Below are 20505 nucleotides of genomic sequence, written 5' to 3'. Positions count from 1 at the left end.
CAAACGCTAGACGGCAAGCACGGCAACGGCGCCCGCCGTGCCGATGCGGCAAAATGGGCCTGTCTCCGCCCCCTCGCCGCATACGCATGAGCACGCTTGCCACGCTGTACCCGCAACACCTCGCCGAATTGCACCGCCGCACCGAACAGGCGCTGGCCCGCGGTGGCTTCGATCATCTGGTCATCCCCAGCGGCACCTCGCACTACCAGGTGTTCGACGACCGTGACTATCCGTACGCGGTGAACCCGCAGTTCAAGGCCTGGTTGCCGCTGACCCGCGCGCCGGGCAGCTGGCTGGTGGTTACGCCCGGGCAGAAGCCCAGGCTCATCTTCCTGCAGCCGTTCGACTACTGGCACGTCGTGCCGTCGGCGCCGGCCGGGTATTGGGCCGAGCACTTCCACATCGTCGTGATCCGCAAGCCCGACGAGGCGCTGCAGCACCTGCCGGCCAATGCCGCCCGCTGCGCGATCGTCGGCGAGCCGCAAAGCGCGCTCGGCGCGTTTGTTCCGAACAACCCGGCGCCGGTGGTGAACTACCTGGAGTACCACCGCGCCTACAAGACGCCGTACGAGATCGCGATGATGCGCGAGGCGACCGTTCGCGGCGTGCGCGCGCACCGCGCCGCCGAGCACGCGTTCCGCGCCGGTGCCAGCGAGTTCGGCATCCACCTGGTGTACTGCCAGGCGGCTGGCCAGGACGCCAATGACCTGCCCTACAACAACATTGTCGCCCTCAACGAGCACGGCGCCGTGCTGCATTACACCGATCGCGACCTGGCCCCGCCCAGCCCCGTTCGCAGCTTCCTGATCGATGCCGGCGCCGCGCACCATGGCTACGCCTGCGACATCACCCGCACCTACGCGCTCGATCGCGGCAGCGAGTTCCAGGCGATGATCGACGCGGTCGACGCCGCGCAGCTGAAGATGTGCGACCAGGTCCGCGCTGGCACCGACTACAAGCAGATCCACGTCGACGCGCACCTGGCACTTGCCGGCATCCTCAAGGATTTCGGTGTGATCAAGGTATCGCCGGAAGCGGCGCTTGCCACCGGCGTGAGCAGTGCGTTCTTCCCGCACGGCATCGGCCACGGCATCGGCCTGCAAGTCCACGACGTCGCCGGATTCGCCGCCTCCGACAGCGGCGGCACGATCGCCAAGCCCGAGGGGCACCCGTACCTGCGCCTGACCCGCGTGCTGGAGCCGGGCATGGTGGTCACGATCGAGCCGGGCATCTACTTCATCGACATGCTGCTCGACGAAGTGAAGGCCAATGGCCATGCCGACAGCATCGACTGGGCGCGCGTGGAGGCCTTCAAGCCGTTCGGCGGAATCCGCATCGAGGACGACGTAGCCTGCACCGACGGCGCGCCCGCCAACCTCACCCGCGACGGTTTCGCCGCCGCCTGACCAGGCCTGTTGCCTGCAATCGGCCCGCCCGACGTTTGCCTCACTAAAGGCCTGCGTCGGGAGAAGTCATGCTGCGATCGTTGCTGTTGGGGCTACTGCTGGCCGGCACCGGGTCGCTGGCGCATGCGCAGGACGCGGCGCCGGTTGCAGCGCAGGCGCCCGCGGCGGACCTGCCAGCGGCCGAAGCTCCCATCAGCGTCCACGTGTCCGCCTCGGCCGTGGACGCCATAGGGCGGCAGTTCGTCGATGCCGTCCGCGCACAACTGCGCGCGTCGCCGGACCTTGCCCTGGTCGAAGAAAGCAAAGGCGCCCGCATCCGCCTCAAGATCGCCACGCTCGATCCCGACAACGGCAGCGCGCGCCGCACGGTGTACTCGGTGGTGGTGACGGTGCGTCCGGCCGACCGCGATGTCGATGTCTACTGGAACAACTACGTCGGCCTGTGCGGGCAGGCACGCGTGCAGGCCTGCGCACGCAGCATCGTGGATGAAGCCGGTGCGCCTACGGCGTCGTTGCGCACCATCATCGAAACCACGCAGGGACCGGCGCCCTGACGACTCAACGCGCTGCCTGCAGTGCCTGCCCGGCGCACTGCTGCAGCCGATACGCGATGTAGCGGTCGTACAGCGAGGTGTGCAGGTTGTGCAGCGCCAGCTCCATGCGGAACGGCGTGCGCGGATTGCGATCGAGCAGGCGCGCGACGTGGAACCCGACCGGCTTCACGCCCTGCCGGTGCACGTAGACATCGAATCCGCGATAGAACGGATCGTCGAGCAGCGCATTGATCCGCGCCACGGTCGCCAGCGTGGCCGGGGACTGTTCCGCGCGCAGCACCGGATCTCGTTCGTACAGCAACCGCTCGAAGTACCTGCGCGGCTTGCGCGCCTGCACCGAACGCGCCAGCGACCACACCTCGCGGTTGCGATCGTTGTAGAACTCCAGTCCGCCGTGCTCGCGCAGTGCCGCGGCCGCCTGCGCACTCACGTCGTAGACGACGAAGTTCTCGGCCTGGTTGTTGAGGTCGTCGAGCTTGCTGCTGTCGAAGACATGGAAGATGAATCCCGGAAGGCCCATGAACGCCTGCCGCCCCTGCTGCGAAGCCTGCACGGCGCGACCGTCGCGCGTGAACTCGCCCGCCGATGATCCGAGCAGGATGCTGCGCGTCGATCCCAGGCGATTGAAAGTACCGATGACGATCTCGTCGGCAGCGAACGCGGCATCGAAACCTTCCGGGCCATAGAGCTCGGCCTGGGTCGCATACTGGGCAACCTGCCGCCCGAGTCCGCATTCGCCGCGCACCTGCCCTTCGTAAAAGGCCTGGATCGCCCGGTAGTTCGAACCGCGCGGCTGATAGCCACGCCCGAACGTCGCGATCGGCTTCCAGCCATCGTGCGCCGAGCCGGTCGGGCCGAATCCGATCCATCCCATCTGCACCGAGGAGAAACGGAAGCCCGGGTTGGCGACCAGCCGATCGACTGCGCGACGCGTCGCCGTACCGAGCGCGAAACCGTGCGCGCAGATCGTCGCGGGATGGTGGAGCAGTTCGTCGGCGAGGCGCTCCTTCGCCGCGGCATCGAACGAATCGGGAACGCGCACGAGCAGGTCGCCGGCCGCCGTAGCTTCGGCAAGGCTGGCGCGATCACAGGGCGTACCGGGATGCACGTCCACCGTCGTGGAAGCGACCGGCACGAAGCGCCAGCCCATTTCCTGCAACAGTCGTTGCTTGCAATCACGTGTGTCCGCGGTGTTCGCGGCCGCTCCCGCAGCCGCGCTGGCAAGCATCGCCAGCGCGACAGCGAAGACGGTCGCGATGCTGGAAGCCCGGTGCCTTCTCCAACGCAATGACGTATCCGACATTCCTCCAGCCTACGGCCGGCGGGTGAAGGCACGATCATCGCGGCGGCGTCGCCGCCATGCCCAGCTTCAGTCAACCTTGTAGACGATATTCAGCGTCGTCAGCGAATCGGTCCTTTCGTATCCCGGCCCGACGTCGCTGTTGTGGCGCACCTGGTAAGCGGCCTTCAGCGCCAGCGCGTCGGTCATGGCGACCTGCAGCCCGATGTCGTTCTGCAAATAGGTGTTGAGGCGACCGCTCTCGACCAGGAAGGTGTTGAGCAGCTCGGTGGTCGGCGTCAGCTGATAGGAGAAGTCGGCGTAGCCCCGGGCGATCGCATCGTCCTGGACGCCGCGACCGACATTGTGGGCACGACGGAACGCCGGGCCGATCTCGGTCACCAGGCGGATGCGCTCGTTGTCGAACCAGCGGTAGCCGTAGCTCAGGCCCGCCGTTCCTTGCCACAGGTAGGTGTTGAACTCGTCGTGGTCGTAGCGCACGGTGCCGACCAGGTAGCTGCGCTGGGTCAGCTTGTACGCCGACGACGCCTGCACGTTGTAACGGTCGGCCGTGGTTTCGTAACGCTCTTCTTCGACACCGTTGGCATCGAGGTCCACGCCCACTTCGCCCTTGGACTTGAGCAGGCCGGCGCTGGCCTGGTGCACCCACTGATCGTCCTCGTAGCCGATGCCGCCGCGGGCGTTGATGTTCTGCGAGCGTGAGTTGCCGGATGCGGAGGCGAAACCGAATTCACCCGTGCCGGTCCAACCCCGGTGCGCGTCGATGACGGCCGGGTCCGCAACCTTGGCCGGTTGCTGCGCGCCGGCGGAAAAAGCGACCGCGCCCAGCGCGATGGCGACGGCGAACGGGATACCGCGGACCACGGCGGGACGCTGCTTGCGATGCATCATGCGAGTACTGCTCCTTGACTGGAGGCCGCAGCCTAGGAGCGGCACCAGGGCGAGTCCATGAGACTCGCCTCAGCAGCAGGTGTTTGCGGTTACCTCGAATTCACCAGTGCGAGCGCGCCGCAACCAGCACGTCGCGATCAGCGCGCCGCCATCAACGCCTCGATCTCGTCGGCGCTGCGTGCCAGCTTGCCGGTCAGCACTTCGCAACCGGCCTGCGTGACCAGGACGTCGTCTTCCGTGCGGATGCCGATGCCGCGCCATTTCGCATCGACGGTCGTGTCGTCGGGCGATACATACAGGCCCGGTTCGATGGTGAACACCATGCCCGGCTCGAGCAGGCGCGACTCGCCATCGATGCGGTATTCGCCGACGTCGTGCACGTCCAGGCCGAGCCAGTGGCCGGTCTTGTGGCGATAGAAGCGCTTGTAGCTGCCGTCGGCGAGGTTCTTCTCGAGGCGGCCCTTGAGCAGGCCGAGCTTGAGCAGGCCTTCGGTCAGTATTTCCACGGCCGCGACGTGCCCGGCTTCGTACGGGATGCCGACGCGCGCCTGCGCCATCGAAGCAGCCTGCGCGGCACCGACCAGGTCGTGCAGCGCACGCTGCTCCTTGCTGAAGCAGCCGCTGATCGGGAACGTGCGGGTGATGTCGGCGGCATAGCCACGGTATTCGGCGCCGGCATCGACCAGCACCAGGTCACCGTCGCGGGCCTGCGCGTTGTTGGCGCGGTAATGCAGCACGCAGCCATTGCTGCCGGCGCCGACGATGCTGCTGTAGGCCGGCTCGGCGTCGTGCTGGCGGAACACGCGTTCGACTTCGGCCTGCAGTTCGTACTCGTGCATGCCCGGGCGCGCGGCGCGCATCGCGGCTTCGTGCGCGAGCACGCTGATGTCGGCGGCGCGCTGCATCAGGCGGATCTCGTCGCGGTCCTTGAACAGGCGCAACTCGTCGAGCAGGTGGCCGAGCTCGAGGAACTCGTGCGGCGGCTGCGCGCCCTGGCGCACCATCGCGCGCACGCGGTTGAGCCAGCCGATCAGCTTGAGGTCGAACTCCTGGTCGCGACCGAAGTGGTAGTACACGCGCGACCGGCCTTCGAGCAGGCCCGGCAGGATGTCGTCGAGGTCGGTGATCGGATAGGCATCGTCCAGGCCGAACGCCTCGACCGCGCCTTCAGGACCAAAGCGCGGACCGTCCCAGCCTTCGCGCTCGGGATCGCGCTCGCGGCAGAACAGCAGCACTTCGCCGTGCTTGCGACCGGGCACCAGCACCAGCACCGCCTCGGGCTCCGGAAAACCGGTGAGGTAAAGCAGGTCGGAATCCTGGCGATACGGGTAATGCGTGTCGCGGCTGCGGATGCGTTCGAGCGCGGCTGGCAGCACCAGGATCGCGTCGTCGCCGGCCATGCGCATGAGCTGCTTGCGGCGGCGGGCGTAAGCCTTGGCGGGGATGGAGATGGGTTTTGGCATCAGTTCAGGCGTTGACGATGCTGGGCCGCCAGCACGCAGTCACCGTGCAGCAGCAGCACCGCCACGCGGACGAACTCTTCGATCTCGACCAGGGCGATCTCGTCTTCCTCGTCGCCGTCGCTTTGCGGCTGCGCGGAGGCGAGCTTGCCCAGGTCGGCCAGCGCTTCCTGGCCTTCGTCCGACAGCTTGGTCTTGCCGCCACCGGCCAGGCCGAAGCCACCGAGAAAACCGCGGCACCACTCGAACAACGCACCGCTGCGCTCGGCCAGCGAGGTGTCGGCGGCGGGCAGCAGCAGGGCGAAGTCGAAGCTCCGGTCGGCGAGCTGGGCGGCGCTGGCTTCGCGCAGTTCGTCCAGTGCGCCGCCTTCGGCGGGCGTCGGCAGGGCATCGTCGGCGAGCACCTTGGCCGGCCATTCGCGAACGGCCGCGCCACCTCCGGCGAGCCAGCCACACAGGCCGCCATGGAGCTCAAAGGGCGAAGCAGCAAGGGCCAGCTGGCGGCTCTCGGCTTCGATGGCGGTCAGATCGGGCAGCTCAATTTCGGACACGGGACAAGGCTCGGGGGAGTCACGGCAGTGTATCAATGCAGCCGCGTCTTGTTGCCAGGCTGAACGCTTGCCTACACTGCGCGCTGCAGTACTCAACCCGTGGGTGTCCGTGCGTCCGCCCTCCCAAGCCTGCTTCCCAAGCCGGATCGCCTGGCTCGTCCGTCTCGCCGGACCGGCACTGGCATTGGCCATGGCGACCGCGCCTGCCGCGGCCGCAACCCGCGACTTCTACTTCTCGCGCCTGGGCAGCGAGCGGGGCCTCACCCAGAACACCGTGACGGCGATGGTGCAGGACCCGCAGGGCTTCGTCTGGGTCGCCACCCAGGGCGGCCTGCACCGTTACGACGGCCAGCGCTACCTGCCCTTCCGGCACAACCCGCGCGACCCGCAGAGCCTGCCCGACAGCAACATCACCGCACTCGCGCTCGAGGGCGGACGGGCCTTGTGGGTCGGCACCTCCTCCGAGTACCTGAGCCGGCTCGACCTGGGCAACGGCAAGATCCGCCGTTATGCCGCTTCGGCACCCAGCCATCCCCATCGCCAGGTGGTGGCCGTGCTGCCCTACCGCGGGCTGCTGTGGGTCGGCACCGCGGCCGGCCTGGAACGCCTCAACCCGGACAGCGGCACGCGCCAGACCGTGCTGTCGCTGCAGTCGCAGCCGGCCGGTGCGATCAGCCGGCAAACGCTGCTGGCAACGCGCGACGGCATGGCCTGGTATGGCGGTCCGCTCGGACTGCATCGCATCGATCCGGCCGGCACGGTGCAAGCGATCGGCCCGCAGGAGCCGGTGCTGTCGCTGCAGCAGGACCAGGCCGGGCAGTTGTGGGTGGGCCGCAACGACGGCCTGTACCGGCTGCACAGCAATGGCCGTGACCTGGTGCGGGCCTGGCCGCGCGAAGCGCCGGCGGACCCCGCGGCGACGTCGGTCCGTGCCATTGCGCAGACGCCCGACCATCACCTGTGGCTGTCGGTGTACGGGTACGGGTTGCGTCGCTTCGATCCGGCCAGCGGCAACGACGAGGAAGTGCACGAAGAACCCCGCATCGAGGCCAGCCTTCCCGACGACGCCGTCAACGCATTGCTGGTCGACCGTGGCGGCATGCTCTGGGTGGGCGGCCAGTTCCGCGGCGTCGCCGTCGCCGACCCGCGCGGCACGCGCTTCCGCTACGTCTTCAATCTCGAACATTCGCGCCCGCGCACTCCGGCGGCCGCCGACAGCATCCGCACCATTGCGCAGTCGCAGGACGGCGCGCTCTGGCTCGGCACCGACAACACCCGCCTGCTGCGCTACGAACTGGCGGACGATCGCTTCGACGACCTGACCTCGCTGCTCGGCGAACACGCCACGCCGCCGCGCGTGACTGCATTCGCGCCGACCCCGGCAGGTGAGCTGTGGGTGGCCACCGACGTCGGCCTCTACCTGCTCGATCCGCAACGGCGCCAGGCTCGCCACCTGGCGATCCCGGGCCTGGAGCAACAGTCGATGCGCTCGCTGGCGGTGGCGCGCGACAACTCCCTGTGGATCGGCAGCCATGGCAACGGCGCGTTCCACTACGTGCCGGACAGCGGCAAGCTCAGCCACTACCCGTATCGCGAGAACGATCCCGACGGCCTGAGCTTCCCGGTCGTGCACGCGATGGTCGAAGACCGCCATGGACACGTCTGGATCGGCACCGGCGACGGCCTCGACGTGCTCGACCCGGCCAGCGGCAAGCTGCGCCACTTCCGCCACGCCAGCAACGACCCGGCCAGCCTGCCCGGCAACCGCGTGCGTGCCCTGCACTTGGCGCGCGACGGCACGCTTTGGGTGGGCACCCATGCCGGCCTGAGCCGCGTGGTCGAAGCCGCCGACGGCAGCGTCAGCTTTGCCCACCCGCTCACCGGCACGCTCAACAGCGACATGGTGCCGGTCGTGTTCGCCATCGCCGAAGGCCCGGCGGGCCGGCTGTGGCTGAGCACGCAGGCCGGCATCATCAGCTTCGACATGGGCAGCGAGCGCACGCGCAGCTACGGTCTCGCAGACGGCCTGCAGGACCTCGAATTCCATGGCGGCTCGATGGCGCAGCTCGGCGACGGTCGCATCGTCTTCGGCGGCGTGCGCGGCCTGAACCTGTTCGACCCGACGCACATCGTCGACTCCGACTACAGCGCGCCGGTGAAGCTGCTCGGTGCCTGGATTGGCAGCGAGGCGACCGCCGAACCGCGCGCACTGTGGCAGCAGACCCGCCTCGACCTGCCCGATGCCGCCGGCCTGCTGCGCCTGCGCATCGGCTCGCTCGACTTCGCGCCCGCGGCCGGCATCCGCTATCGCTACCGCATGGACGGGTTCGACAAGGACTGGGTCGACAACGGCAGCGAGCAGGACATCACCTATACGCGGCTGCCCGCGGGCAACTACACCTTCCTGGCCCAGGCCACCAACCGCGACGGCGTCTGGAACGAGCAGACGCTCAAGATCCCGGTGCACATCGCGCCGCCGCTGTGGCGCCATCCGCTGGTGACCGCCGGCGCGGTGCTGGCGGCACTGGCGCTGGCGCTGGTGCTTGCCTGGCGTCGCCACCGTGACCGTCGCCGCGAGCGCGGCTACTTCGCCCAGATCCGCGAACGCGACGAGCGCCTGAAACTGGCGCTGTGGGCCTCGGGCGAGCAGTTCTGGGACTACGACCTCGACAGCCGCGTGCTGCGCCGCACGCGCGCCGACGACCAGGCCGGGCTGACGCCGGAACTGGGCGTGCAGACGCTGGTCGACTCCAACCTGCAGATCCATCCCGAAGACCAGCCGCACGCGGTCGAGCAGCTCAAGCGCCACCTGCGTGGCGACGCCGCGCTGTTCCTGTCCGAGCACCGCGTGCGCGAGGACAACAAGTGGGTGTGGATGCGCGCACGCGGCCGCGTCGTCGAGCGTTCGGCTAACGGTCGCGCCCTGCGCGTGGCCGGCACCGCGCGCGACATCACCGCCAACCGCAGCGCCGAGCGCGATCGCCTGATCGCCGGCCAGGTGCTCAACAGCATGATCGAGGCTGTCGCGGTGTTCGACCGCGAGTTCCAGTTCGTCTCGGTCAATCCGGCCTTCACCCGCATGACCGGCTATGCCGATTCGGAAGTGATCGGTCGCCCGACCCGCCTGCTCGACAGCGACCAGCACGATCCCGCGTTCTACCAGCATGTGCGCAGCGAGCTGCGTCGCAACGGTCGCTGGTCCGGCGAGATCTGGCAGCAGCGCAAGAACGGCGATGAGTTCCTGTGCTGGTTCCAGGGCAGCGAAGTGCTCGACTCCAGTGGCCAGCACGGCCATTACGTCGCCGTGCTCGGCGACATCACCGACCAGAAGCGCGCCGAGCAGGAACTGCGCTACCTGGCCAACTACGACACGCTGACCAGCCTGCCCAACCGCGCGCTGCTGTCGGAGCGGCTGTCGCGGGCGATCGTGCGCGCGCGCCGCCACGGCAGTCGCATTGCGATGCTCTTCCTCGACCTGGACCGCTTCAAGGACATCAACGATTCGCTCGGCCACGCCGCCGGCGACCGCATCCTGCGCGCCGCGGCGATCCGCCTGCAGCAGGCGGTCGGGCCGCAGCACACCGTTGCCCGCCTCGGCGGCGACGAGTTCACCGTGCTGCTGGAGAACCTCGAGCACGTCGAGCAGGCCGAGCAGGTCGCGCGCGACGTGCTGGTCGCCTTCGAAACGCCGCTCGACATCGACCAGCGCCACGACGTCGTGATCTCGCCGTCGATCGGCATCAGCCTGTATCCCGACCACGCACTGGTGCCGACCGACCTGCTCAAGCACGCCGACACGGCGATGTACCAGGCCAAGGCCGCGGGCCGCCGTACCTTCATGCGCTACACCGAAGCGATGGACGTGGAAATCCGCGGCCGCGCGACGATATCCGCCGCACTGCGCGGCGTGCTCGACCGCAACGAACTGCGCCTGGTGTTCCAGCCCAAGCTGTCGCTGGACCAGTCGCGCATCACCGGCGTGGAAGCGCTGCTGCGCTGGCGCAGTTTCGAGCTGGGCGACATCTCGCCGGCGCAGTTCATCCCGCTCGCCGAAGAAAGCGGCCTGATCCTCGACATCGGCGAATGGGCGCTGCGCGAAGCCTGCGGCGTGCTCAAGCGCTGGCGCCACAACGGCCTCGACCAGCTGACGATGGCGGTCAACGTGTCGTCGCTGCAGCTGCTGCGCGGCAACCTCCCCAAGCAGGTCGCGCGTGCACTGGTCGAAAGCGGCGTGCCGCCGGAGATGCTGCAGCTGGAGCTCACCGAAAGCGTGATCATGGCCAACGCCGGGCAGACCTCGGCAACGCTCGATGCATTGCGCTCGCTCGGCGTCGGCCTGGCGATCGACGACTTCGGCACCGGCTATTCCTCGCTGGCCTACCTCAAGCGCCTGCCGATCAACACGCTCAAGATCGACAAGGAATTCATCGGCGACCTTACCCGCGACGCCGACGACGAGGCCATCACCACGACGGTCATCGCCATGGCGCATTCGCTGGGGCTGACGGTGATTGCAGAAGGCGTGGAGACCGAGGCGCAGATGCAGTTCCTGCGCGGACGCGGTTGCGACGAGATCCAGGGCTACTGGCTGGCGCGACCGCTGGAAGCGGCCGACTGCCTGGCCTTCATCCGCAGCTGGACACCGCAATCGGTGCCGTCCGGAAGCGCTGCCGGAAGCGGCGCCGCCAGCGCCGCGGCGGGCAGTGGCGCAACGGGTGGCGCAACGGGCAGTGGCTCGGCCGGCAAGGTCGGTTCACCGGGCTGACCGGGACCGACCGATGGGCACCGGTGTGAACCGGGACCCCGCCAGCGCGCCCTCGCCCTTGACCGGCCTCCCCGCCCTGCTATCGTGCGCGGCATGGACCAAGCCGAACTACTCGCCCAACTGAAGTCGCTCGCCGACCGGGTCGAGCAGCTTGCCGAGCGCTCGCGCCGGCTGAGCGAGGAGAACCGCAGCCTGCGCCAGCAACAGGAACAGCTGGTCGGCGAACGTTCGGCACTGCTGGCCAAGAACGAACAGGCACGCGCCCGCGTCGAAGCGATGATCGCGCGATTGAAGTCTTTGGAGCAGCACACGTGAGCAGTGCCAACGAGCCGGTCAGCATCCGTCTGCTGGATCGCGAGTACACCGTCGGCTGCGAGCCCGACGAACGCGACAGCCTGCTGTCGGCGGCCAAGCTGCTCGACGCCAAGATGCGCGAGATCCGCGGCAACAACCGCATGGCCGCGCTCGATCGCGTGGCGGTGCTGGCGGCGCTCAACCTCGCCCACGACCTGCAGCAGATGCGCAACGAGCAGACGAGCCGCGACCGCGAGTTTTCGCGCACGCTGACCGACCTGCATCGCCGCCTCGACGACCTGTTCGACTTGCCGGCGCGCTGAACACACCCGCACCTGCCGGCCTTGCCGCGCATACCAGACGCACACCTGCACTGAACCGTTCCAGGCCTGGTACCGACGAGCGGGCACGCACTTCGCAGGTCGCGCGCTATACTTCGCGAACGTCCTCTGCTGTACGCGACAGCGTGCGCAAACATTCGCCTTGTCCCTTATGACGACACCGGGGGCGCGGCGGAGGCCCGGAGTGCAGGTCCGCCTCGTAGCGGGAAGCCCGAAGGCATCCAAGCGTCCCCACTTGAACCCCGGGTTCAAGGTCGTTTCGCAAGCATCGCCATCGGCGGAGGACTACTCTTTCAGCGGCGCTGGTCGCCACCAACCGGCCGGCCGTTGCCGGCCGCAGCAAAGGATCGAGCGCCGGATGACGGCTGACCGCGCGGCCCTGCGCCGCGAACTCCGCGACCGCCGCCGCGCCCTCGGGGCCGGCGACCGCATCGCCGCCGCCGAACGGCTGTCCGCACAGCTGCTCGCCCTGCCGTTCGCGCCCGATTCGGGCTATGTCTCCGGCTATTGGGCCACTGACGGCGAGATCGCCCTGCACGTCTGGCAACTCCGCCTGCCGCCCGGATGCGTGTACTGCCTGCCGGTGTTGCACGAAGACGGCCGCCTGCGCTTCGCGCCCTGGCGCCCCGGCGACCCGCTGGTCAGCAACCGCCACGGCATCCCCGAACCGGATATCGCGCCGAGCTCGCTGCTCGAGCCGGAGCAGATGAGCCTGGTCGTGGCGCCGCTGGTGGGTTTCGACGAGCGCGGCCACCGGCTCGGCATGGGCGGTGGCTGGTACGATCGGAGCTTCGCATTCCGCCACCAGCTGCCAGCGCCGCCCTGGCTCGTCGGCGCGGCGTTCGACACGCAACGGGTCGATCTGCTCGATCGCGCCGACTGGGACGTCGCCCTGGACGCGGTCTGCACCGGCACGACCACCATCGACTGCAGCCGCAGGGCCACCGCATGACCGCACGCCGCCGCTACTGGCTGATGAAGTCCGAACCGGACGCGTTCTCCATCGACGACCTCGAGCGGGTCGGCACCGAACCCTGGAACGGCGTCCGCAACTACCAGGCGCGCAACTTCATGCGCGACGGCATGCAGGTCGGCGACGGCGTGCTGTTCTACCACTCCAATACCGATGTTCCCGGCATCGTCGGCACCGCCACCGTGGCGAGCAAGGCCTATCCCGACGAGACCCAGTTCAATCCCAAGTCGGATTACTTCGACCCCAAGAGCACGCGCGAGGAACCACGCTGGTTCCTGGTCGACGTTGCGTTCGATCGCAAGCTCAAGCGCACGATTTCCCTGGACGAGATCAAGCAGCACGCCGGCAAGCTCGGCGAAGACTTCGCGCTGATCCGCAAGGGCAACCGGCTGTCGGTGTTCCCGGTCCAGGCGGCGCAGTGGAAGTACCTGCTGTCGCTTGAGTAAGTTCCCCTCCCCGACAATCCCAACGAGTTCCAAACCATGAGCGAAGCCAAGCGCCTGGCCGGCGAAAAAGCCATCGAGTACGTCGAGGACGGCATGATCGTCGGCGTCGGCACCGGCTCCACGGTCGCCTTCTTCATCGATGCCCTGGCGCGCGTCCAGGACCGCATCAAGGGCGCGGTGTCGAGCTCGGAGCAGAGCACGCAGCGCCTGCGCGCGCATGGCATCGAAGTGCTGGACCTCAATGCCACCGGTCCGTTGTCGCTGTATGTCGATGGCGCCGACGAGTGCGATCCGCACAAGCGCCTGATCAAGGGCGGCGGCGCGGCGCTGACGCGCGAGAAGATCATCGCCGAGGCCAGCCAGAAGTTCGTCTGCATCGTCGACCCGAGCAAGCGTGTCGACGTGCTCGGCAAGTTCCCGCTGCCGGTCGAGGTCATCCCGATGGCGCGCAGCCTGGTGGCACGGGAGATCCTGGCAATGACGCGCGGCCAGCCGGTCTGGCGCCAGGATGCCGCCGGCAATGGCGTCGTCACCGACAACGGCAACCTCATCCTCGACATCCACGGCCTGTCGATCGTCGACCCGGTCGGCCTCGAGCAGGCGATCAACCAGATTCCGGGCGTGGTCGCGGTCGGCCTGTTTGCGCGTCGCCCCGCCGACGTGGTGATCATCGGCGGCGAGCCGCCGACGCTGCTGTAACGCGCGCCTGCTGTAAGGCCGTCGTGCGGCGTCCGGCCACCTGGACCGGACGCTGCCCTGCTTCGCGCTCAGTCCAGTGCGCTGGCCGGACCAAAGAACTCGTAACGGCATTGCTGCTCGGGCACGCCCATCGCCTTCAGGTGCCCCTTGATCGCGCGCATGAAGGGCTTGGGCCCGAGGAAGTACACGTCCACGTCGCGCGTCGCCGGCATCCACGCCTCGAGCAACGAGTGGTCGATGTATCCGACTGCATCGACCGGCGCGGCGCCGGCCTCTTCGTGACAGTAGAAGCGCTTGAGCTGCGGATGCTGCAGCGCCAACGTGTCGATCCAGTCGCGGAACGCATGCACGTCAGCGTTGCGCGCCGCGTGGATGAAGTGGATCGGCCGGCCGGTCGGCAAGGCCGACTGCAGCATGGCCAGCGTCGGCGTGATGCCGACGCCACCGCTGATCAGCACCAGTGGCTTGTCCGCATCGTTGAGCACGAAATGTCCCGACGGCGGAAACAGTTCGACTTCGTCGCCCACCTGCACGCGCTCGTGCAAATGGCCGGAGACGGCGCCGCCGGCGACGCGCTTCACGCTGATCCGGTAGTGGCTGTCATTGGCCGCGGCCGAGAGCGAGTAGTTGCGCCGCTGGTCGATGCCATCGACTTCCAGGCGAAGCCCGATGAACTGCCCCGGTGAGTGCGCGAGGATCGCGGCACCGTCGCTCGCCGCGAAGCAGAACGACGTGATCTCGTCGCTTTCGACCACCTTGTCGATCACGGTGAACCTGCGCGCACCGCGCCAGCCGCCCGGCTGGTTCGCCGCTGCCTGGTAGAGGCCGGCTTCGGTGTCGATCAGGATCGCCGCCAGTTGCTGGTAGGCCGCTGCCCATGCATCGATGACGTCATCGGTGGCGATGTCCGGGCCAAGCACTTCGCGGATTGCGCGCAGGAGACAGGCGCCGACGATTGGATAGTGCTCGGCCTGGATCTGCAGCGAGACATGCTTGTTGCCGATCAGCGTGACCAGTTCGGCCAGCTGGTCGAGTTGATCGATGTGTCGCGCGTACTTCAATACGCCATTGGCCAGTGCGCGCGGCTGCTCGCCGCTGTGCTGGTTGGCCTGGTTGAAATAGGGTCGCAACTGCGGGTTCTCGCCGAGCAGGATCTCGTAGAAGTGGCACGTCAGCGCCTCGCCGCCGCTCTCCAGCAACGGAACGGTGGACTTCACGATCTGGCGGTGTTCGGGGGTCAGCATGGATGGTCGATCCGGTTGGGGGGATACCCGGTACATATCAAGGTCCATGCCATCGATGCGGGCCTTGCGAATCAACGCTTTGGTTCATCCATGGGTCTGATCGACTGCAACCGGCGGAGGTAAAATTGACTGCGATGAGTGTCGATCTGACTGCACCGGACCTGCTGGAAACCGTTCTTCCCGTCGTCGACGACCTGTCGCGCGACCTGCCGGAGCACGACCGCTATGCGCGGTTGCTGGCGGCCGTACGAACGCTGTTCGGAAGCGATGCCAGCGCATTGCTGAAGCTCGAGGGCGATACCCTCGTGCCGATGGCGGTCGATGGACTGAGCGAAGACACGCTCGGCCGCAGGTTCCATGTCTCCGCGCATCCACGCCTGGCCGCCTTGCTGGCCAACTCGGGACCTACCCGCTTCCCCGCCAACAGCCCGTTGCCCGATCCGTACGACGGCCTGGTGCTTGGCCATGACACCCGACTGCATGTCCACGACTGCATGGGCTGCACGCTCACCGTGGCGGCCAGGCCGTGGGGATTGCTGACGATCGACGCACTCGACGCGGGCCGCTTCAGTGACTCGGACGTGCAGCTGCTTCGGGCCTTCTCCAGTGTCGCATCGGCGGCGGTAAGCGCGGCCGAACGCATGCGGCAACTGGCACAGGATGTCGAACGCGCCCGCTCCAGCGCGGAAAGCTATCGAATCGCCGCCGACGACACCACGGCACGACCACTGCTCGGGCGCAGCCCCGCGTTCAAGCGCATGCAGACCGAATTGCAGACGGTAGGCGCCAGCGAGCTGACGGTCTTGCTCAAAGGCGAGACCGGCGTTGGCAAGGAACTGGTCGCCAAGGCGCTGCACGCCGCGTCGCCGCGTGCCGGCAAGCCGATGATCGCGATCAACTGCGCCGCACTGCCCGAATCGCTGGTGGAGAGCGAACTGTTTGGCCATGTCCGCGGCGCATTCTCCGGCGCCACCGCTGATCGCCGCGGCAAGTTCGAACTGGCGCACCAGGGAACGCTGTTCCTCGACGAGGTGGGCGAACTGCCGCTCAACGTGCAGGCGAAGCTGTTGCGGGTGATGCAGAGCGGGCAGTTGCAGCGGGTGGGTTCCGATCGAGAGCATCAGGTCGACGTCCGCATCATTGCCGCCAGCAATCGCGACCTCGCCCAGGAAGTGCGCGACGGTCGCTTCCGCGCCGATTTCTACCACCGCATCAGCGTCTATCCGCTGCTGGTGCCGCCGCTGCGCGAGCGCGGCCACGACATCCTGCTGATCAGCGGTTACTTCCTGGAAGAGAACCGTCGACGCCTTGGCTTGTCCGCCCTGCGCCTGACCGCCGACGCCCAGGCTGCGCTGCTGGCGTACCCGTGGCCTGGCAACGTCCGCGAGCTCGAGCATCTGATTGCGCGCAGCTCGTTGCGGGCGTTGGCGGCCCGGGCGGTCCGCCCCCGCATCCTGAGCCTGGAATCGGGCGATCTGGATCTGCCGGGGGAGCGTCCAAGGATGGAAGTGCCGAATCCGGAGACCGCAACTGCTGCGCCAGTCGGGGAGAACCTGCGTGACTCGTTGGCGGCAATGGAGCGGCGGCTGATCCAGGAGGCCTTGGAGCGGCATGGCAACAATTGGGCCGCCGCCGCGCGGTCGCTGGGCGTGGACCGGGCGAATCTCGCACGGTCGGCACGTCGACTGGGGCTCAAGGCCTAGTCGCGCTCCCCGGGTGCGCTGCGCTTACCCGGGCTACGTTCTGTTGGGGTGCTGGGATCCCGGGTGCGCTTCGCTTACCCGGGCTACGCATCACCCGGGTAGCCCGGGTAAGCGCCAGCGCACCCGGGGCCCGATAACGCCTGATAATCCCGGCATTAACTTTCCACACGCGCAAAAAGAAACCCCCAGCCGGTTGGCTGGGGGTTTCGGGGTAAAGCCCCTGGCGATGACCTACTCTTGCATGGCTTAAGCCACACTACCATCGGCGCATGTGCGTTTCACTTCCGAGTTCGGAATGGGATCGGGTGGGACCACACAGCTATTATCACCAGGGAGAGGGTGGAGGGTCGCGGATCTCGATTTACTGAGTCGCGCACACGCTCTCGTTGGGTTGCTTTCACGGGATGGATTCCGTGTCGGCGAATGGGTCGGGAATTGTAGCAAGTTTTTGGCGAAGGGTCCCGACGTATCGGAAGCCAAAGCAACTTGAGGTTATATGGTCAAGCCACACGGATCATTAGTACAGGTTAGCTCAATGCATTGCTGCACTTACACACCCTGCCTATCAACCACCTGGTCTTGATGGTTCCTTTAGGGGACTTAAAGTCCCGGGAGATCTCATCTTGAGGCGCGCTTCCCGCTTAGATGCTTTCAGCGGTTATCGCTTCCGAACATAGCTACCCGGCAGTGCCACTGGCGTGACAACCGGAACACCAGAGGTTCGTCCACTCCGGTCCTCTCGTACTAGGAGCAGCCCCTCTCAAATCTCCAACGCCCACGACAGATAGGGACCGAACTGTCTCACGACGTTCTGAACCCAGCTCGCGTACCACTTTAAATGGCGAACAGCCATACCCTTGGGACCGACTACAGCCCCAGGATGTGATGAGCCGACATCGAGGTGCCAAACACCGCCGTCGATATGAACTCTTGGGCGGTATCAGCCTGTTATCCCCGGAGTACCTTTTATCCGTTGAGCGATGGCCCTTCCATACAGAACCACCGGATCACTAAGACCTACTTTCGTACCTGCTTGATCCGTCGATCTTGCAGTCAAGCACGCTTATGCCTTTGCACACAGTGCGCGATGTCCGACCGCGCTGAGCGTACCTTCGTGCTCCTCCGTTACACTTTGGGAGGAGACCGCCCCAGTCAAACTACCCACCATACACGGTCCCCGATCCGGATTACGGACCTAGGTTAGAACGTCAAGCACTTCAGGGTGGTATTTCAAGGATGGCTCCACGCAAGCTAGCGCCTGCGTTTCATAGCCTCCCACCTATCCTACACAGAAGAACTCAACGTTCAGTGTAAAGCTATAGTAAAGGTTCACGGGGTCTTTCCGTCTTGCCGCGGGAACGCTGCATCTTCACAGCGATTTCAATTTCACTGAGTCTCGGGTGGAGACAGCGCCGCTGTCGTTACGCCATTCGTGCAGGTCGGAACTTACCCGACAAGGAATTTCGCTACCTTAGGACCGTTATAGTTACGGCCGCCGTTTACCGGGGCTTCGATCAAGAGCTTCGCCTTGCGGCTGACCCCATCAATTAACCTTCCGGCACCGGGCAGGCGTCACACCCTATACGTCCACTTTCGTGTTTGCAGAGTGCTGTGTTTTTGATAAACAGTCGCAGCGGCCTGGTCACTGCGGCCCCTCCCAGCTATTCACCAGAAAGGGCGCACCTTCTCCCGAAGTTACGGTGCTATTTTGCCTAGTTCCTTCACCCGAGTTCTCTCAAGCGCCTTAGAATTCTCATCCTGCCCACCTGTGTCGGTTTACGGTACGGTCTGCGTAAGCTGAAGCTTAGGAGCTTTTCCTGGAAGCGTGATATCGGTTGCTTCGCCCTAATGGGCTGGTCCTTAGTCTCAACGTTGCTCCCCCGGATTTGCCAAAGGGAACCGCCTCAACTCTCTCACCGGGACAACCAACGCCCGGCCAACCTAACCTTCTCCGTCCCTCCATCGCACTTACGCGAGGTGCTGGAATATTAACCAGCTTCCCATCGACTACGCATTTCTGCCTCGCCTTAGGGGCCGACTCACCCTGCGTCGATTAACGTTGCGCAAGGAAACCTTGGGCTTTCGGCGTGCGGGCTTTTCACCCGCATTATCGTTACTCATGTCAGCATTCGCACTTCCGATACCTCCAGCAGACTTCTCAATCCACCTTCAACGGCTTACGGAACGCTCCTCTACCGCGCATAACCAAAGTTATGCACCCCAAGCTTCGGTTCATCGCTTAGCCCCGTTAAATCTTCCGCGCAGACCGACTCGACCAGTGAGCTATTACGCTTTCTTTAAAGGGTGGCTGCTTCTAAGCCAACCTCCTGGCTGTCTGTGCCTTTCCACATCGTTTTCCACTTAGCGATGAATTTGGGACCTTAGCTGTGGGTCTGGGTTGTTTCCCTTTTCACGACGGACGTTAGCACCCGCCGTGTGTCTCCCCTACATTCTGTCCTGGTATTCGGAGTTTGCCATGGTTTGGTAAGTCGCAATGACCCCCTAGCCATAACAGTGCTCTACCCCCAGGAAGATTCATAGGAGGCGCTACCTAAATAGCTTTCGAGGAGAACCAGCTATCTCCGGGTTCGATTAGCTTTTCACTCCTAATCACACCTCATCCCCTACCTTTGCAACGGGAGTGGGTTCGGGCCTCCAGTTGATGTTACTCAACCTTCACCCTGGGCATGACTAGATCACCCGGTTTCGGGTCTACTGCCCGCGACTATGCGCCCTTATCAGACTCGGTTTCCCTTCGCCTCCCCTATACGGTTAAGCTCGCCACGAACAGTAAGTCGCTGACCCATTATACAAAAGGTACGCCGTCACCCTTGCGGGCTCCGACTGCTTGTACGCACACGGTTTCAGGGTCTATTTCACTCCCTTCACCAGGGTTCTTTTCGCCTTTCCCTCACGGTACTGGTTCACTATCGGTCGGTCAGGAGTATTTAGCCTTGGAGGATGGTCCCCCCATGTTCAGACAGGGTTTCTCGTGCCCCGCCTTACTCGATTTCATTGGAAGAGCTCTTTCGCATACCGGGCTGTCACCGTCTATGGCCAACCTTTCCAGGTTGTTTTGCTAGAACTCAATCAACTTAAGGGCTGGTCCCCGTTCGCTCGTCACTACTCAGGGAATCTCGGTTGATTTCTTTTCCTCCGGGTACTTAGATATTTCAGTTCTCCGGGTTTGCCTCGTACAGCTATGTATTCACTGCACGATACCTCTTGCGAGGTGGGTTTCCCCATTCGGACATTGCGGGATCAATGCTTGTTGCCAGCTCCCCCGCACTTTTCGCAGGCTGCCACGTCCTTCATCGCCTCTGACCGCCAAGGCATCCACCGTGTGCGCTTATTCGCTTGACCATATAACCCCAAGTTGCCTTGGAGCTACATTCGGACCAGGGGTACAAAGCCCGGTCTGGAATATAACGACTCAATTAATAAAGTGTCCGAAGACACTCGCCTTAGCCTCACGACACGTCATGGACACAATTCGTCTCAAAACGCTCGCTACAATTCCCAATTTTCAAAGAACGCAAATGGGCCTCAACGCCCAGCTGCTTCAATATTTGATGTGTGCGCAATCAGAGTTTCGTTCGGAAGCCCACTTCGTAGGTGGTGGGTCTGGGAGGACTCGAACCACCGGCCTCACCCTTATCAGGGGTGCGCTCTAACCACCTGAGCTACAGACCCAAAGTGTTTCCCGCCGGCTGTGCCAGGCAAGGGTCTTCGCCCAAGGTGGTGGAGCTTGTCGGGATCGAACCGACGACCCCCTGCTTGCAAAGCAGGTGCTCTCCCAGCTGAGCTAAAGCCCCATCGAATTCCCTGGAGGGATCCGGGGACGCTCCCGCAGCCACCCCTGTGGGCGACCCGGAACT

14 protein-coding genes, 2 tRNA genes, 2 rRNA genes and 1 other RNA gene are annotated in these 20505 nt (G+C 65.6%); 10 read left to right on the top strand and 9 right to left on the bottom strand.

Translation table 11 applies throughout. From position 1 onward, the window contains the following. Positions 1-86: 86 nt before the first annotated feature. Positions 87-1406 (top strand): Xaa-Pro dipeptidase, encoded by a 1320-nt coding sequence (pepQ, locus tag ACFOPO_RS07310; protein ID WP_386702385.1) that lies wholly within the window; start codon positions 87-89, stop codon positions 1404-1406. 68 nt (positions 1407-1474) lie between these two features. Next, positions 1475-1960 carry a hypothetical protein gene (locus ACFOPO_RS07305; protein WP_386702383.1) on the top strand — a complete coding sequence of 162 codons (486 nt, stop codon included), beginning with the start codon at positions 1475-1477 and terminating at the stop codon, positions 1958-1960. A gap of 4 nt (positions 1961-1964) precedes the next feature. On the opposite strand, the gene ACFOPO_RS07300 is transcribed toward ACFOPO_RS07305, so the two are convergent. The 4 genes from ACFOPO_RS07300 to ACFOPO_RS07285 form a co-directional block, all read right to left on the bottom strand. Then, positions 1965-3188 (bottom strand): hypothetical protein, encoded by a 1224-nt coding sequence (locus ACFOPO_RS07300; protein WP_386702686.1) that lies wholly within the window; start codon positions 3186-3188, stop codon positions 1965-1967. Between the two features lie 141 nt (positions 3189-3329). Then, positions 3330-4151: a YdiY family protein gene (locus tag ACFOPO_RS07295; RefSeq protein ID WP_386702381.1), complete on the bottom strand. Its 822-nt coding sequence runs from the start codon at positions 4149-4151 to the stop codon at positions 3330-3332. A gap of 137 nt (positions 4152-4288) precedes the next feature. Further along, positions 4289-5614: an aminopeptidase P N-terminal domain-containing protein gene (locus tag ACFOPO_RS07290; RefSeq protein WP_386702379.1), complete on the bottom strand. Its 1326-nt coding sequence runs from the start codon at positions 5612-5614 to the stop codon at positions 4289-4291. Then, entirely contained in the window at positions 5614-6153 is a 540-nt protein-coding gene (locus ACFOPO_RS07285; protein WP_386702685.1) for a UPF0149 family protein, read from the bottom strand. Before ACFOPO_RS07285 ends, ACFOPO_RS07290 begins: the two co-directional genes overlap by 1 nt. 199 nt (positions 6154-6352) lie before the next feature. On the opposite strand from ACFOPO_RS07285, the gene ACFOPO_RS07280 reads away from it, so the two are divergent. The 7 genes from ACFOPO_RS07280 to rpiA all read left to right on the top strand — a co-directional run bounded on the left by ACFOPO_RS07280 (position 6353) and on the right by rpiA (position 13680). Continuing rightward, entirely contained in the window at positions 6353-10927 is a 4575-nt protein-coding gene (locus tag ACFOPO_RS07280; protein WP_386702377.1) for an EAL domain-containing protein, read from the top strand. A gap of 93 nt (positions 10928-11020) precedes the next feature. Then, entirely contained in the window at positions 11021-11242 is a 222-nt protein-coding gene (locus ACFOPO_RS07275; protein WP_386702375.1) for a TIGR02449 family protein, read from the top strand. After that, positions 11239-11544: a cell division protein ZapA gene (locus tag ACFOPO_RS07270; protein WP_386702373.1), complete on the top strand. Its 306-nt coding sequence runs from the start codon at positions 11239-11241 to the stop codon at positions 11542-11544. The genes ACFOPO_RS07275 and ACFOPO_RS07270 overlap by 4 nt, the downstream gene beginning before the upstream one ends. Positions 11545-11664: 120 nt before the next feature. Next, positions 11665-11850, top strand: a non-coding RNA gene (gene ssrS, locus ACFOPO_RS07265) — 6S RNA. A 70-nt stretch (positions 11851-11920) separates the two neighbouring features. Then, positions 11921-12514 (top strand): 5-formyltetrahydrofolate cyclo-ligase, encoded by a 594-nt coding sequence (locus ACFOPO_RS07260; protein WP_386702371.1) that lies wholly within the window; start codon positions 11921-11923, stop codon positions 12512-12514. After that, positions 12511-12981, top strand: a complete 471-nt coding sequence (locus tag ACFOPO_RS07255; protein WP_386702369.1) for an EVE domain-containing protein — start codon at positions 12511-12513, stop codon at positions 12979-12981. Before ACFOPO_RS07260 ends, ACFOPO_RS07255 begins: the two co-directional genes overlap by 4 nt. A 36-nt stretch (positions 12982-13017) precedes the next feature. Continuing rightward, complete coding sequence (rpiA, locus tag ACFOPO_RS07250; protein WP_386702367.1) at positions 13018-13680, top strand: ribose-5-phosphate isomerase RpiA; 663 nt, start codon at positions 13018-13020, stop codon at positions 13678-13680. Positions 13681-13748: 68 nt separating this feature from the next. Here the strand turns inward: rpiA and hmpA are convergent, their stop codons facing one another. Beyond that, complete coding sequence (gene hmpA, locus ACFOPO_RS07245) at positions 13749-14924, bottom strand: NO-inducible flavohemoprotein (protein WP_386702365.1); 1176 nt, start codon at positions 14922-14924, stop codon at positions 13749-13751. 134 nt (positions 14925-15058) lie between these two features. Between hmpA and norR the strand changes: the two genes are divergently transcribed. After that, the gene (norR, locus tag ACFOPO_RS07240; RefSeq protein WP_386702363.1) at positions 15059-16627 is read left to right on the top strand and encodes a nitric oxide reductase transcriptional regulator NorR; all 1569 of its coding nucleotides are present in this window, start codon (positions 15059-15061) and stop codon (positions 16625-16627) included. Between the two features lie 218 nt (positions 16628-16845). Here the strand turns inward: norR and rrf are convergent. The 4 genes from rrf to ACFOPO_RS07220 all read right to left on the bottom strand — a co-directional run bounded on the left by rrf (position 16846) and on the right by ACFOPO_RS07220 (position 20442). Then, a 5S ribosomal RNA gene (rrf, locus tag ACFOPO_RS07235) occupies positions 16846-16960 on the bottom strand. Between the two features lie 163 nt (positions 16961-17123). After that, a 23S ribosomal RNA gene (locus ACFOPO_RS07230) occupies positions 17124-19990 on the bottom strand. Between the two features lie 253 nt (positions 19991-20243). Beyond that, positions 20244-20320: transfer RNA gene (locus ACFOPO_RS07225), tRNA-Ile, on the bottom strand. Positions 20321-20366: 46 nt separating this feature from the next. Further along, positions 20367-20442: transfer RNA gene (locus tag ACFOPO_RS07220), tRNA-Ala, on the bottom strand. Between the last annotated feature and the right edge of the window lie 63 nt (positions 20443-20505).

Source organism: Lysobacter sp. GCM10012299 (genome assembly GCF_042649405.1).
GTDB lineage: Bacteria > Pseudomonadota > Gammaproteobacteria > Xanthomonadales > Xanthomonadaceae > Lysobacter_J.
Note: the sequence above shows the minus strand (reverse complement) of the source record. Positions and strands in the feature narration are given on the sequence as shown.

Bases quoted from the DNA above. Each gene is read 5' to 3' on its own strand.
- pepQ (WP_386702385.1), top strand. From the start codon at position 87: ATGAGCACGCTTGCCACGCTGTACCCGCAACACCTCGCCGAATTGCAC.
- ACFOPO_RS07305 (WP_386702383.1), top strand. From the start codon at position 1,475: ATGCTGCGATCGTTGCTGTTGGGGCTACTGCTGGCCGGCACCGGGTCG.
- ACFOPO_RS07300 (WP_386702686.1), bottom strand. From the start codon at position 3,188: ATGCTTGCCAGCGCGGCTGCGGGAGCGGCCGCGAACACCGCGGACACA.
- ACFOPO_RS07295 (WP_386702381.1), bottom strand. From the start codon at position 4,151: ATGATGCATCGCAAGCAGCGTCCCGCCGTGGTCCGCGGTATCCCGTTC.
- ACFOPO_RS07290 (WP_386702379.1), bottom strand. From the start codon at position 5,614: ATGCCAAAACCCATCTCCATCCCCGCCAAGGCTTACGCCCGCCGCCGC.
- ACFOPO_RS07280 (WP_386702377.1), top strand. From the start codon at position 6,353: ATGGCGACCGCGCCTGCCGCGGCCGCAACCCGCGACTTCTACTTCTCG.
- ACFOPO_RS07275 (WP_386702375.1), top strand. From the start codon at position 11,021: ATGGACCAAGCCGAACTACTCGCCCAACTGAAGTCGCTCGCCGACCGG.
- ACFOPO_RS07260 (WP_386702371.1), top strand. From the start codon at position 11,921: ATGACGGCTGACCGCGCGGCCCTGCGCCGCGAACTCCGCGACCGCCGC.
- ACFOPO_RS07255 (WP_386702369.1), top strand. From the start codon at position 12,511: ATGACCGCACGCCGCCGCTACTGGCTGATGAAGTCCGAACCGGACGCG.
- rpiA (WP_386702367.1), top strand. From the start codon at position 13,018: ATGAGCGAAGCCAAGCGCCTGGCCGGCGAAAAAGCCATCGAGTACGTC.
- hmpA (WP_386702365.1), bottom strand. From the start codon at position 14,924: ATGCTGACCCCCGAACACCGCCAGATCGTGAAGTCCACCGTTCCGTTG.
- norR (WP_386702363.1), top strand. From the start codon at position 15,059: ATGAGTGTCGATCTGACTGCACCGGACCTGCTGGAAACCGTTCTTCCC.